We start from the raw sequence: 13,323 nt of genomic DNA, 5'->3' as shown, positions 1-13,323 counted from the left end.
ACCGCAAAAGCGGTCTGCTATTTGTCAAGGTGCTCGTATTCTACCGTTTACGACGGGAAAGGTAGTCAACAACGATTACAACTGGCTGACCACTTATTTCGAGGTCAACTTCCGCCCATGGCACAAAAAAGGCGCGCCGGAGCTGTATCCGGTGGAGCTGCGGGAAGAGATTGACAAGATGAATAGATCCGGCAAGCCTTCCGCCGCTGGCTGATACTAGAGAAGAAGATTATCAGACGATTCTTGCCGAAATCCGCGAACTGCCGGACGGACCGGAGCTGTCACCAACAGCAAATGCAAAATCGTCCACAGCAGCCGCTGAAGAAGTAAAGAAAAAGATCGCCGGGCCGCTGGATACGATGCTGAATGCCGTAGAACTGGCACAGTACGTAGAAAGTGCAAAACAGTTCTACGGAGCCCTCGAAGAGCTCGAAACAGCACTTGGAGCCACCCGTTTCCTGGCAGGAGACTTTGTGACCGAGGCAGACGCAGCGCTTTATGTTACCCTTGTGCGCTTTGACCTCTTATATTCCCGTTACCTCGGACCGGTGAAATACCGTGTGCAGGATCTGAAAAATGTTTCGGATTACTTAAAAGATCTGTACCAGATTCCGGCATTTGCACATCACACAGATTTTGCAGCCATCATCCGCCAGGGAAGAATTGAGGGAGAGGAAGACGGCTTCCGCGCCAGCACACACTACGATCTGGCACTTCCGAAGATTGACTGGGATGCACAGTGGAAGGTTTCGACCGAGCGCGCCTACCTGTCCTCAGACCCGACCCATCCGATCTATCTTGGAAACAACCGCAGATTCGACATCGACCCGACCTGGTACGATCTGGGCGCAGAATCTCCGAAAAAAGAGGAGAAAGAAACGCCGCCGTCCTGCGGATGCTGCTGCGGCTGATCAAATCATAGATAAAAAATAGAAAACACCGTTTCAGAGGCAGATTTCCAAAAGGAAATAAACTTCTGAAACGGTGCTTTTTTTCGACGCACAAACTGCAAAAGGAAGGGCATGAAATCCGCTTACCGTCCGAAATGGAAAAATCCCTTTTTCTCATACGGCTCACTCGTATACGAAACCAGCTCATATCCGATGTCCTTGATCTGCTGTTTCAGATACGGAATATCGAGCGGCGCTTCGCTGATGACAACGGTCTCGCCGTTTTTTGCAGAAGAGTTTACTTTTTTTGGAGAGCAGCTCTTGCGGACTACATCATTCATATGGGATTCGCACATGCCGCACATCATACCATCAATTTTTAAGACTGTTTTAATCATACAATACCTGCTTTCTTCCGGGAATACAGCGAAACGAAAGCGTGCCGGACTGTATTCCTGGAGTTTGATGAAAAACTTGAAATCACATACCCTATCGGGGTATCTAAAATATAGCGTGGATGAAAAGAAATGTCAATAAGCTGATAAAATATGATAATTATTATCATTTAAGAAGGAAAAATACGGTCATGGAAGGGCGATTCGCCGGCAGAACATGGAAACTTGCCGGAATCGCAAAGTTCGTGTTACAATTGGGACAGCAGAGCAAAACAAGAGAGGAGACAAAAATATGCTCTCACAGATGAATTACCGAAAAGAAACACAGCCCCACGGTGATGAGCTTTTTCCGCTGAGCATTCACGTTTTCGAGACAGACCTGCAGAGTACCGTGCGGGTGTACTGCCACTGGCATGAGGAAGTGGAGCTCTTTTATGCAGTAAAGGGCGAAGCTGTTTTTCATATGGATACCGAGACCTTTCTCCTGCGGGAAGGGGAGACCGCCTTTGTCAATGCAAACCGTCTGCATGAGGTAGAGGGAATCGACGGACAGGAATTTACGTTTCTTGCCGTTGTATTCCAGCCGCGTTTTCTGTCCGGCACATCGCTTGACCGGATCCAGCAGCAGTATATCGAACCAGTGCTGTCCTCCGAGATCCGTTTTCCATCCAAGACAGAGCGGGGGACACGCCTTGCAGAAAAAACGGCACAGGCCATGCAGGAGATCCGAAATCTGCAGGAAAGAAAAGAACCGGGCTGGGAGCTGCTGTTAAAAGCGGAACTTCTGAAAATCTGGCAGGGATATTACAGTGCGGCAGAAAAGAACGGCGGAAAAACGGATGCCTCGACGAATTACCGTGTCAGCAGAATGAAAGAGATCCTCACATACATGAATGCTCATTTCTGTGAGGATCTCGAAATCGCGGAACTGGCGAGCCAGTTTCATATGAGTGAGAGCGCTTTCTGCCGCTTCTTTAAGTCGATTATGCATATTTCCGCCGTGACGTATGTCAATAACCTGCGGATTGCCGAGAGCTGCCGGCTGCTGCTTTCCACCGAGGAGGCGATCAGCAAGATTGCGAGCGACTGCGGATTCCGAAATATCAGCTATTTTAACCGCGTCTTCCAGGAACGCATGCACCAGACGCCGGGGCAGTTCCGCAGTTTATCCGCAGAAAACCGTACTGCGATATAAGATTCGGAACTTATGCAGGCTTCTGCGATCGGAATGCACGCCGCAGGAAGAAAAGTCCGGTCATATCAGCCAGTGCCCAGCCGATCGGAATGGCGATCCAGATTCCGGCAACGCCAAGCGCCGTGGCGGAGAAAAGGTATGCCAGCGCCACACGCATGCCAAGCGAAATGACGGTCAGAACAACCGACATCTCGGCGCGTTTGACAGCGCGGTAATACCCGTACAGCAGAAACAGCCATCCGATGCCGAGATAGAACGAGCCTTCCAGCCGCAGGTACTGTATGCCGATCGCGATGACCTCCATTTCTGATGCTTTCACGAAAATCTGCATCAGCGGATGCGCGAACAGATTGACAAGCAGAGAAATGACGATGGAAAAAGCAGCGCTCAGTGCAAAAGCATCTTTCGTGCCGCGCCGGATCCGCTCGTGATTTCCGGCCCCGTAATTCTGTGCGGTGAAAGTGGAGTAGGCATTTCCGAAATCCTGCACCGGCAGATAGGCAAAGGTATCAATTTTCACCGCGGCCGCAAATGCCGCCATGACCGCCGGACCGAAGCTGTTGACGAGCCCCTGTACCATCAGAATGCCGAAATTCATGACCGACTGCTGAATGCAGGTCATCGAAGAAAGATTCAGAATCTCTTTTAAAATGGAATGGCTGAAACGCCATTCTTTTTTTGACGGCAGCCACATGCGGCAGCGGAGCAGCACATAGAGCAGAATACCGACGGCGGACACATACTGCGCAAGAACCGTAGCGAGCGCCGCGCCTGAGATGCCGAACGGCAGTACAGCGACAAAGAACAGATCCAGTGCAATGTTCAGCACAGCAGAGACAGCGAGAAAAATCAGCGGCACAGAAGAGTTTCCGAGCGCGCGCAGCATACAGGAAAAGAAATTGTATACGGATGTTGCAATAAGGCCGGCAAAGATAATCAGAAGATACGTCCGCATGCCGGGACGGACTTCATCCGGGACGCGAAGAAACGTAAGGATCGGCTCGATGCCTGCATAAACAGCGAGATTCAGCACGAGCGTAACGGCAAGGATCAGCAGAAACGCGTGGAGAATCGAAAGTTTTAAAGAAGAAAGATCTTTTCGTCCCTGATAAATCGAAAAGAGCGCACCGGCGCCCATCGACAGGCCGAGAAAAATGGAAGTCAGAAACGTCATCAGCGTATAGGAGGAGCCGACGGCGGCGAGCGCATTGCTTCCGAGAACGCGTCCGACGATCAGGGTGTCGGCAATGTTGTAAAACTGCTGCAACAGATTTCCTGCGATCATCGGCAGGGCAAACAGGATAAGAGAGCGGGAGATTTTCCCGCGGGTCAGATCGTAATACATAAAGAAACTTCTTTCCGAACATAATTATTAATATTATAACATAAAAAATCAAAAAATGTCAATTTGCAGGATGAAGTGTACAAAAATGCAATTGTCAGAAAACTTCGAAAAATCGAAGTTTATAAAATTTTTACAGATTTTGGGACACGTTCTGTAAAAAAACGGAAGATTTTCAGTTGATTTTTTTGGCCTTTTATGTATAATTAGAGTAGAAGAGGCCGGCTGGTCCGGTTTCTTCTAAAGGATACCTTCAAATTTCTGCATTTTGCAGAATGAAGCAGTATTACTATCAAAGGAAAGAGGTTAATTACAAGATGGCACAGATCGATTTAACAAAGTATGGCATCACCGGTACCACAGAAATTGTGTACAACCCTTCTTATGAGCAGTTATTTGAGGAAGAGACAAAACCAGAGCTGGAAGGCTATGAAAAAGGCCGGGAGACAGAGCTTGGTGCAGTTAACGTTATGACCGGTATCTATACAGGCCGTTCACCGAAAGACAAATACATCGTTGTGGACGAGAACTCGAAAGATACTGTATGGTGGACTTCTGATGAGTACAAAAACGATAACCATCCGGCAACCCAGGAAGCATGGGCAGCAGTAAAAGAGATCGCCAAAAAAGAGCTCTCCAACAAAAGACTGTTCGTTGTAGATGCATTCTGCGGCGCAAATAAAGATACCCGTATGGCTATCCGCTTCATCGTTGAGGTAGCTTGGCAGGCACATTTCGTAACTAACATGTTCATCAAACCTACAGCAGAAGAGCTTGAGAACTTCGAGCCGGATTTCGTTGTTTACAACGCATCCAAAGCAAAAGTTGAGAACTACAAAGAGCTGGGTCTGAACTCTGAGACAGCAGTAGTATTCAACATCACAAGCCGTGAGCAGGTTATCGTCAACACATGGTACGGCGGAGAGATGAAGAAAGGTATGTTCTCCATGATGAACTACTATCTGCCGCTGAAGGGCATCGCTTCCATGCACTGCTCTGCAAACACAGACCTGAACGGTGAGAACACCGCAATCTTCTTCGGACTTTCCGGAACAGGAAAAACAACTCTTTCCACAGACCCGAAACGTCTTCTGATCGGTGATGATGAGCACGGCTGGGACGACAACGGAGTATTCAACTTCGAGGGCGGCTGCTATGCAAAAGTCATCAACCTGGACAAAGAGTCTGAGCCGGACATCTACAATGCAATCAGACGTGACGCTCTGCTTGAGAACGTTACCGTTGATGCAGCAGGCAAGATCGACTTCAATGATAAGAGCGTAACCGAGAATACTCGTGTATCTTATCCGATCAACCACATTGAGAACATCGTTCGCCCGATTTCTTCTGCACCGGCAGCTAAGAATGTTATCTTCCTGTCCGCAGATGCATTCGGCGTACTTCCGCCAGTATCTATTCTGACACCAGAGCAGACTCAGTACTACTTCCTGTCCGGATTTACTGCAAAACTTGCAGGAACCGAGCGCGGAATTACCGAGCCGACTCCTACCTTCTCTGCATGCTTCGGCCAGGCATTCCTGGAGCTGCACCCAACCAAATATGCAGAAGAGCTTGTTAAGAAAATGGAGAAGAGCGGAGCAAAAGCATACCTGGTTAACACAGGCTGGAACGGAACCGGAAAACGTATCTCCATCCGTGATACCCGTGGAATCATCGATGCAATCTTAAGCGGTGCTATCAACGAAGCTCCGACGAAGACTATTCCGTACTTCAACTTCGAAGTTCCGACTGAACTTCCGGGCGTTGATCCGGCTATCCTGGATCCTCGCGATACCTATGCTGATGCTTCCGAGTGGGAGACCAAAGCACTGGATCTGGCTGAAAGATTCATCAAGAACTTTGCAAAATATGAAGGAAACGCTGCTGGTAAAGCACTTGTTTCCGCCGGCCCGCAGAAATAAATTTTCTGAATTGATCGAAAGGAAGCCCCTGACATGAAAGTGTCAGGGGCTTTCTTTTATGAAAATATCTGGAGAAATAAAATAGTTCCCTGCCCGAAAGTACAGACTGATGGGACAGGAAACTATTTTACAGCACACTCTAAAATAATACAAAAAATTTCAGCACCACAGAGCGTGAATTGTTGCGTCACTGGTTTTCGCCGTACCCTGATACGCCTTCAAAATAGAAAATAAGGCAGATCAGCAGGACAAGAGCAGTTCACGTACCATTTCTGCATCAAAGGTAACAGAGGAAACATGGTTGACTTCTATCTGATATAACGCATTTGCTGCGATATGCTCAGCAGCCTGCTCAAGATCACGAATACCGCTTGTGTTTTCGTGGCAGGAGATTACGGCGTCGAGTCCTTCCGGAGTCAGAATGCATTCTTTTTCTTTCATACCGATACGTTTTAACACCTTTGGAAGTGCATAGCGGGAGAAAATGATTTTCTTTTCTTCCGGTGTGTAATCCGGAATTTCAATCACAGCGAAGCGGGACATCAGCGGAGCACTGATCTGGTTTCTGTCATTTGCGGTTGCGATCGGGTATACACCGACGGTCGGGATCATACATTCGATGTAATTGTCGGTGAAACCAAGATTGTCAAGAAGGGTCAGCAGAACGTCTGCAGGGTTTCCATTACCCTTGCCGGAGGCAGCCTTGTCGAGTTCGTTGATGATAAAGACGAGGTTGGATTCGCCGGCCATGGAAAAAGCATCCATGATGATTCCCGGTTTTGCGTTTGCGTAAATGCGGGAGCTTCCGGTCAGCTGTTCCGGGTCATTGATTGAACTCATATCGAGTGTTGTCCACGGCAGTTTTAAGATACGCGCAACGGCATAAGCAATCTGCGATTTTCCGGTTCCGGCAGGACCGATCAGTAACAGACCATAGGCCGGCAGCGTATGAGTCCGGTTAATCTGAATGATGGTTTCGATAATTCTCTGCTTCACGCGTTCCATGCCATACAGTTCTTCATCGAGGATCCGGCGTGCTTCCACTGGATCAATGGCTTCAAAATAGTTGCTTTTCCATTGAATATTCATCATCATGGAGAGGGCGCGCTGTGCGTGACGACGTTCTTCGGGAGAGACTTCGTGGGAACGGGCAACAGCGAGGTTTCGACGAGCCCAAAGGCGGATATTATCCGGCAGTGTTCTTCCGGCACAGTTCATAAAATCAGTAATGGATTGGATGCTGGTGAGTTTCATGCTGTCACCGGTTTCTTCCTGGTCTTCATCTTCGATTTCTTCTTCCGGTGCATTGCTGGCGAGGAGACGTTCAATCATAAACTGTAAAAATCCATCCTCAGCCGAAAGCTTTGCGCCGCCACCGAAAGCGATCTCGCGGATTTTGTAAACTGCATAACCGTCGGATGTTTGTGTACCGGAAAGGCGGACATTGATATGGTTTTCACCGAGCCATTTTAAAAGGCTGACAAAACGGGCATCGATCTGAAGAATGTCGGCAATGAAGGATTCTTCTTCATCTTTAAATTCAAACGAGGTCCGTTTGGATGGGTTTGTGAAAATACCGCAGGGATGATGCGGGAAAGCCTTCTCTTTTGTATCCAGAATTAGGATCGGCTGATCCGGAGAAGTAAACGGTGCGTTTGTGCGGAAAACAGTATACGTACATTCGGAAACTTTTGTTTTTTCCGGGGAATTGCTGAAATCAAAAACGGGCATGACAGAACCTCCTAATAAAAATAAGTGCTTATTGGTACAATAAAAACAGTGTAGCACGAATTAAAAAATCCTGCAATCAATATGCAGAATTTTGTATTTTTATGCTATAAAAATGTTAGGCAGGCGGATATTCGCAATGGAAGCAGGGGACTTGCTCGATTCGGTTAAATTTTCGGATGGCGTAAAAAAAGCCCTCCGGGCAGGATCACACTGCGGCGGAGGGGAATTATGTCATTAAAGCAAGCTGCCGTAAGAAAGAAGCTCGCAAAACAGAAATCTTTCTTACACTGAAAAAGGAATAACATCAGGAAACAGCATTGGTTTTGTGAAAGTTCGGAAGCTGTACCAGCACGATCGCTGCAAACATCAGAATACAGCCGGAGAGCTCGCGAGCGGAGAGAGCCTGATGAAGGAGAATCCAACCGGCAAGAACAGAAAAAACGGATTCCAGGCTCATAAGCAGAGAAGCTGTGGCAGGATTTAATCCTTTCTGCCCGATGATCTGCAGGGTATAGCCAACACCTGAAGAGAGAATTCCGGCATAGAGAATCGGCATCCAGGCGTGCAGAAGATCGGAGAAGTTTACGGTTTCAAAGAGAACCATACAGACAGCGGACAGGATTGAACAGGTAAAAAACTGAATGCAGGACATTTTGATACCGTTGACAAGAGGAGAAAAATGATCAATGACCAGAATATGTACGGTAAATCCGAGCGCACAGGCAAGCACAAGAAGATCGCCCTTCTGCAAAGAGAAGGATCCGTCTGTCATGCAGAGCAGATAGAGACCGGCGACGGCAATGAGAACTGCGAGCCAGACCTTCGGCTGTACACGTTTTCGGAGGAACAGGCCGCAGACCGGAACAAGTACGATGTAAAGTGCAGTGATAAAACCGGCCTTTCCGACGGTTGTGTACTGGATGCCGATCTGCTGCAGGGTTGAGGCGACAAACAGTGCGATGCCGCAGAGAATACCGCCCGCCCAGAGCGTTTTTGGCTGTGTGGTATTTTCTGACGAAGCATCTGGCGGTAGGGTTCGCTTTTTACGTGAGGAGAAAAAGACAATCAGCGGAAGAAGCGTAAGTCCGCCGAGCAGGTTTCGTGCCGCGTTGAACGTAAAAGGTCCGACATAATCCATACCGGTCTGCTGTGCGACAAAGGCAGAACCCCAGATCGCAGCGGTCAGAAGCAGAAGCGCTGACTGTCGGTACTTATGAGAAACAGTATTCATAATAGAAAAAACCTCCTGAAATTGATACGATATTCATCATAGCACAAAGAGATGGAAAAAGCGAACGGAAAAATGTCGGAAAAGACGGAAAAATAGCACAAATAATCATAATGACGAAATAGTGCAGATGTTGCGAAAACGGATATGTGAAAAATGAGCAGAATAAAGGGAGTTAAAAAGAGTAAAATGAGCAATTTAACCAACATAAAACAAAAAAAGAACACCAAAAACAAAAAATAGACACTGTTTTTCTAACAGTCTTTGTGTATAATGAATTCATCAAGCAAGAACGAAAACCTTAAGGAGGTAAAAAGTATGAAAAAGCGTAACATGAAAGTCCTTGCACTGTTAATGACAGTGACAATGGCAGGAACGATGCTTGCCGGATGTGGAGACAGCGGAAGCACAAGCACTAGTTCAAGCGGAGGAGCAACAGCATCCTCCAGCGGAACAGCAGATGCATCAAGCGATACCACAGCAGCATCTTCCAGCACAGCAGATGCTTCCAGCGAAGATACCACAGGTTCAGATGATGTGGTAGGCGAGCTTCCAAGAAATGAAACTCTTTACTTCGCAGGACAGCAGTGGGGTACCGTCAATGATTACAACCCAATGTCCGCAAACTCAAACAATGCAATGGTTATAGCACAGGGCGATGCTTCACGTGTACTTGTTTATGAAACTCTTTATATGTGGAATCCACTGGATGCAAAAATGTATCCGTTGCTTGCAGACGGAGATCCGGTATGGAACGACAATCGTACCGAGATCACAGTGAAAATCAAAGCTGACGCAAAATGGAATGACGGCACACCGGTTACTGCAAAAGATGTAGCAGCTACATATCATGCACATGTAGATTACAATTCTTCTACTGGCGCTGAAATGAAGAGCTACATTGCAGATGTTGTTGCACAGGATGACAGTACCGTAGTCTTCAAACTGACAACCGATGACTCCGGCGAAGCAGTTAACCCGGTTCTTGCGGAAAGATATCTTCCAATGCTTTATATCATGCAGGAAAACTATCTGAAGACCGTAGCTGACAGAAACAACAACGATGCTGAAGCAATTAAAATGGATAAGATGGACGATCTGGTAACTTCCGGACCGTACAAAAAATACTTTGACAATGACCAGAACGTAGTTCTGATCCGCGATGATAATTATTGGGGACAGGCAGATTCCATGTGGGGTAAGCTTCCGGTTCCGAAATATATTTCTCACCCGATCTTTAAAGATAACGCAGCAGCTACCACCGCATTCCAGAATGGTGATATTGATGTGGCACAGATATTCATCACAGACCTTCAGAAATTGTGGTTAGAGCAGGATCTTCCGATTTCTACCTATGTTGATGAAGCACCGTATCAGCTGTGTATGACAATGCCTACCCTGTTCTTTAATACAGAAGTAGAAGGACTGGATCAGGTAGCTGTTCGTAAGGCAATCGCTATGGCAGTTGACTACGATCAGGTTATTTCTTCAGCAATGTCCGGACAGTCTCCTACCTTCGCAGATGTTCCGCGTTCTGTCATGAACCCGACCGATGCTGAGCAGGCTATGGTGGATCAGGATGCCTTAAAAGAGTATCAGTGGTCCAATGCCGATGTAGAAGGTGCTAAGAAGCTTCTGGACGATGCCGGAATCGTAGACACCGACGGAGACGGAATCCGTGAGTACAACGGAAAGAACCTTTCCTATAAGGCTGAGTGCCCGACAGGATGGTCTGACTGGAATGCAACCCTTGAAATCGTAGCAGCAGCAGGAAAGAATATTGGTATCAACATTGAGACCTACTTCCCGGAAGCAGCAAACTACAGCACGGATTACAGTACCGGAAACTTCGAAATCACCATGCAGTCCGGCCCTGGTACATCGGTTGCCAACCCGTACATGAGATGCCGTTTCTTCATGAGCTCTGATTACAACGATCTTGAGGTTAACTTCAGTGGTAACTTCGGTCATTATCAGAACGACCGTGTAGATGAAATCCTTGCAGCAATTCCTCATGAGACCGATGATGCAAAACTGAAAGATTACTATACAGAACTTTCCAAGATTATGCTGGAAGAGTGCCCGTGTGTACCGTTGATGTACAGACCGCAGGTATTCCACGAAGTAAACGAGTCCGTATGGACCAACTATCCGCAGAAAGACGATGGAAGTAACGTTCCTCCGATGGACTGCACCGATGGTTATGGCGTAGCAGCACTGTACAATCTGGGACTGGTTGACGGCTGATTTGCCAAACAGAAAGAAAGTTCATACTGAATTGTAACAGAGGCGGCCGGAGCCGGGGTGCTCCGGCCGCTTTTAAAAATCAGAAGGAGGGTTCTTCTATGAAAGGAATGAAAAAGTATTATACGCAGAAGATCTTGTGGTATCTTCTGACGTTAGTCTTTGCGGTACTGCTGAACTTCATTCTTCCGCGTCTGATGCCGGGCGATCCGGTTTCAACTATTGCGTCCAAATCGGTAGAAGGTATGACCGATGCGACTGCAATTCAGAAAGTATATGAAGACTATGCAGCAAAATTTGGTATTAACAAACCAATGTATGTCCAGTTTTTTACCTGGGTAAAAAATGCACTTCGCGGTGATTTCGGCGTTTCTTTCAGCCAGTATCCGCGTACCGTATCCGATATTATTTCCAGTTCGGTTCTGTGGACCATATGTTTACAGCTTCCGGCCATTATTGTTGGATGGATTCTTGGTAACCTGCTTGGTGCAATTGCAGCTTATATGAAAGGTGTTTTCGACAAGGCAATCCTTCCGGCATTCCTGTTTATCAGTAACGTACCTGCCTTTGGTATGGCAACCGTACTTTTGTTCATTTTCTCACTGAAATTACATATTGCACCTGCAGCAGGCGGCTATGCGAGCAGTATGATTCCGCATATGAGCCTTGCTTTTATGAAATCTGTGCTTTCACATTACCAGTTGCCATTCTGGTCTATCGTAATCATCACGATCGGCGGCCAGGCGATTGGTATGCGTTCCATGTCAATTTATGAATTGAATGCCGACTATGTAAAATACAGTCGTTTCCTTGGTATCAAGGATCATACGATTGTGAAATATGTGTTCCGTAACGCAATGCTTCCGCAGATCACCGGTCTCGCAATGTCCCTTGGTACCATGATCGGCGGCAACCTGGTAGCTGAGATGGTATTCAGTTACCCGGGACTTGGAACAACGATGCTCTCAGCAGTTACCGGCCAGGATTATCCGCTGCTTTCTGCCTGTACGTTAATCATTACCATCATGGTTCTGCTGGCCAACCTGCTTGTTGAACTTCTGTATGCAGTCATTGACCCACGTGTCAAAGCATCCCAGCAGGATTAGAAAGGAGAATACGCTATGAAAAATACAATCAAACAGATTTTTCATTCAGGAAAATTCGTGACAGGATTTGTAATCTTCTTGGCAATTCTCCTGACCATTATCATCTATCCGTTTGTTGTGGCAAAAGATCCGCTGGCAATGATCGGAAACGGAAACTTTTTCAAACCGGGTACCTATCTTTCGATTCAGGACACCGTAAATTCCGGCAAAACGTATAAGATGAATGTTGATGCAACCGCATCCATCGTTGAAAGCAAACTGACAATGGACAACCGTTCTATGATGGCAGAATGGCTGGAAAAATACGGCGGTGTAGATGCCAGTGAAATCGATGTTACCGATGCAGAAGGTCTGATTGCACTTTGGGAGGAAAAATATGACCCAAATGCAGAACAGAAAGGCCTTATCGCAGCAAAAAAGAAAAAATATCAGCGTCTCGACAACGAAATCGACGGTATTTTAGAGGATGTTCCAACCATTATTGCCGAGAAAAATAAAGAGACCGGTGAGCTGGAAGAGGTTCAGAGCATCGACAGCAAGCAGTACATCAATGAAAAAGATGTCATTAACCGTCAGACCTTCGTGCTTGGTACGGATAACTTTGGCCGTGATGTTTTGACTGAGCTGATCTCTGCAACAGGTTCATCCCTGAAAATTGGTCTGGTTGCGGGAATCATTGCAACCGTAATCGGACTGTTCCTCGGACTTCTTGCAGGTTACCTTGGAGGTTTTGTGGACAACCTGATTCTGTTCTTTACCAACTTGTTCACCGTTATCCCATCCTTCGTTCTCCTGATCCTCATCTCCTACAGCGTAGGTGAGTCTCAGAGGGGAATCATGATGGTGGCACTCCTGATCGGAATTACAGCATGGCCGTGGACAACACGTTCCGTACGTTCCCAGGTTATTTCTCTTCGAAACCGTGACCATGTAAACCTTTCCAAACTGTCCGGCCACAGCATGCTGCGGATTGTCCTTACCGACATCCTTCCGTACGTTGCATCCTACGTTGTTATGGCCTTCATTCTCCAGATTTCCTCCGGAATTCTGGCAGAGGCACAGCTTTCTATGATCGGACTTGGACCGGCAACCACAAAGACCGCAACACTTGGTCTTATGATGCAATGGGCAACCCAGTACAATGCACACTTAAACGGTGCATGGTGGGCATATTTCCCGGTCATTCTTGTAATCGCACTTATTTCATTCTCTCTTAACCTGATGAACACCGGTCTTGACCAGGTATTCAACCCGCAGTTAAGAGACTAAG

Annotated in this window: 10 protein-coding genes and 1 pseudogene; 7 read left to right on the top strand and 4 right to left on the bottom strand. The window is 47.1% G+C overall.

Features of this window, described 5'->3' with window-relative positions; all coding sequences use genetic code 11:
- A pseudogene (locus DW642_RS12230) lies at positions 1-214 on the top strand (hypothetical protein); the annotation flags it as partial.
- A 145-nt stretch (positions 215-359) separates the two neighbouring features.
- Positions 360-911, top strand: a complete 552-nt coding sequence (locus DW642_RS12225; RefSeq protein WP_117510338.1) for a glutathione S-transferase C-terminal domain-containing protein — start codon at positions 360-362, stop codon at positions 909-911.
- 122 nt (positions 912-1,033) lie between these two features.
- On the opposite strand, the gene DW642_RS12220 is transcribed toward DW642_RS12225, so the two are convergent.
- A complete protein-coding gene (locus DW642_RS12220; RefSeq protein ID WP_022461058.1) occupies positions 1,034-1,288 on the bottom strand; it encodes a heavy-metal-associated domain-containing protein in 255 nt (84 codons plus the stop codon).
- A 289-nt stretch (positions 1,289-1,577) separates the two neighbouring features.
- Here DW642_RS12220 and DW642_RS12215 point away from each other — a divergent pair, with 289 nt between their 5' ends.
- Positions 1,578-2,480, top strand: coding sequence for an AraC family transcriptional regulator (locus tag DW642_RS12215; RefSeq protein WP_055228413.1), 903 nt, complete (start codon positions 1,578-1,580; stop codon positions 2,478-2,480).
- 10 nt (positions 2,481-2,490) lie between these two features.
- Here DW642_RS12215 and DW642_RS12210 read toward each other — a convergent pair whose 3' ends face one another.
- Complete coding sequence (locus DW642_RS12210; RefSeq protein ID WP_117510337.1) at positions 2,491-3,825, bottom strand: MATE family efflux transporter; 1,335 nt, start codon at positions 3,823-3,825, stop codon at positions 2,491-2,493.
- A gap of 314 nt (positions 3,826-4,139) precedes the next feature.
- Between DW642_RS12210 and pckA the strand changes: the two genes are divergently transcribed.
- Entirely contained in the window at positions 4,140-5,744 is a 1,605-nt protein-coding gene (gene pckA, locus DW642_RS12205; protein WP_117510336.1) for a phosphoenolpyruvate carboxykinase (ATP), read from the top strand.
- A gap of 240 nt (positions 5,745-5,984) precedes the next feature.
- On the opposite strand, the gene DW642_RS12200 is transcribed toward pckA, so the two are convergent.
- Together DW642_RS12200 and DW642_RS12195 are read right to left on the bottom strand one after the other, a co-directional pair.
- Entirely contained in the window at positions 5,985-7,475 is a 1,491-nt protein-coding gene (locus DW642_RS12200; RefSeq protein WP_117510335.1) for an AAA family ATPase, read from the bottom strand.
- 304 nt (positions 7,476-7,779) lie between these two features.
- On the bottom strand, positions 7,780-8,706 hold the full coding sequence (locus DW642_RS12195; RefSeq protein WP_117510334.1) for a DMT family transporter: 927 nt from the start codon (positions 8,704-8,706) through the stop codon (positions 7,780-7,782).
- 315 nt (positions 8,707-9,021) lie between these two features.
- On the opposite strand from DW642_RS12195, the gene DW642_RS12190 reads away from it, so the two are divergent.
- From DW642_RS12190 to DW642_RS12180, 3 genes are all read left to right on the top strand, one after another.
- Positions 9,022-10,950: an ABC transporter substrate-binding protein gene (locus DW642_RS12190; protein WP_158555023.1), complete on the top strand. Its 1,929-nt coding sequence runs from the start codon at positions 9,022-9,024 to the stop codon at positions 10,948-10,950.
- Positions 10,951-11,048: 98 nt separating this feature from the next.
- On the top strand, positions 11,049-12,053 hold the full coding sequence (locus DW642_RS12185; protein WP_117510332.1) for an ABC transporter permease: 1,005 nt from the start codon (positions 11,049-11,051) through the stop codon (positions 12,051-12,053).
- Positions 12,054-12,068: 15 nt separating this feature from the next.
- On the top strand, positions 12,069-13,322 hold the full coding sequence (locus DW642_RS12180) for an ABC transporter permease (protein WP_117510331.1): 1,254 nt from the start codon (positions 12,069-12,071) through the stop codon (positions 13,320-13,322).
- The last annotated feature ends 1 nt before the right edge of the window (position 13,323 follow it).

Source organism: Blautia sp. AM23-13AC, assembly GCF_003435675.1.
Taxonomy (GTDB): Bacteria; Bacillota; Clostridia; order Lachnospirales; family Lachnospiraceae; genus Fusicatenibacter; species Fusicatenibacter saccharivorans.
The sequence above is the reverse complement of the archived record's forward strand: the minus strand, read 5'-3'. Positions and strand labels throughout refer to the sequence as shown.

What these genes read in the sequence shown, in the direction of transcription:
- DW642_RS12225 (WP_117510338.1), top strand. Translation starts at nt 360, where the DNA reads ATGCTGAATGCCGTAGAACTGGCACAGTACGTAGAAAGTGCAAAACAG.
- DW642_RS12220 (WP_022461058.1), bottom strand. Translation starts at nt 1,288, where the DNA reads ATGATTAAAACAGTCTTAAAAATTGATGGTATGATGTGCGGCATGTGC.
- DW642_RS12215 (WP_055228413.1), top strand. Translation starts at nt 1,578, where the DNA reads ATGCTCTCACAGATGAATTACCGAAAAGAAACACAGCCCCACGGTGAT.
- DW642_RS12210 (WP_117510337.1), bottom strand. Translation starts at nt 3,825, where the DNA reads ATGTATTACGATCTGACCCGCGGGAAAATCTCCCGCTCTCTTATCCTG.
- pckA (WP_117510336.1), top strand. Translation starts at nt 4,140, where the DNA reads ATGGCACAGATCGATTTAACAAAGTATGGCATCACCGGTACCACAGAA.
- DW642_RS12200 (WP_117510335.1), bottom strand. Translation starts at nt 7,475, where the DNA reads ATGCCCGTTTTTGATTTCAGCAATTCCCCGGAAAAAACAAAAGTTTCC.
- DW642_RS12195 (WP_117510334.1), bottom strand. Translation starts at nt 8,706, where the DNA reads ATGAATACTGTTTCTCATAAGTACCGACAGTCAGCGCTTCTGCTTCTG.
- DW642_RS12190 (WP_158555023.1), top strand. Translation starts at nt 9,022, where the DNA reads ATGAAAAAGCGTAACATGAAAGTCCTTGCACTGTTAATGACAGTGACA.
- DW642_RS12185 (WP_117510332.1), top strand. Translation starts at nt 11,049, where the DNA reads ATGAAAGGAATGAAAAAGTATTATACGCAGAAGATCTTGTGGTATCTT.
- DW642_RS12180 (WP_117510331.1), top strand. Translation starts at nt 12,069, where the DNA reads ATGAAAAATACAATCAAACAGATTTTTCATTCAGGAAAATTCGTGACA.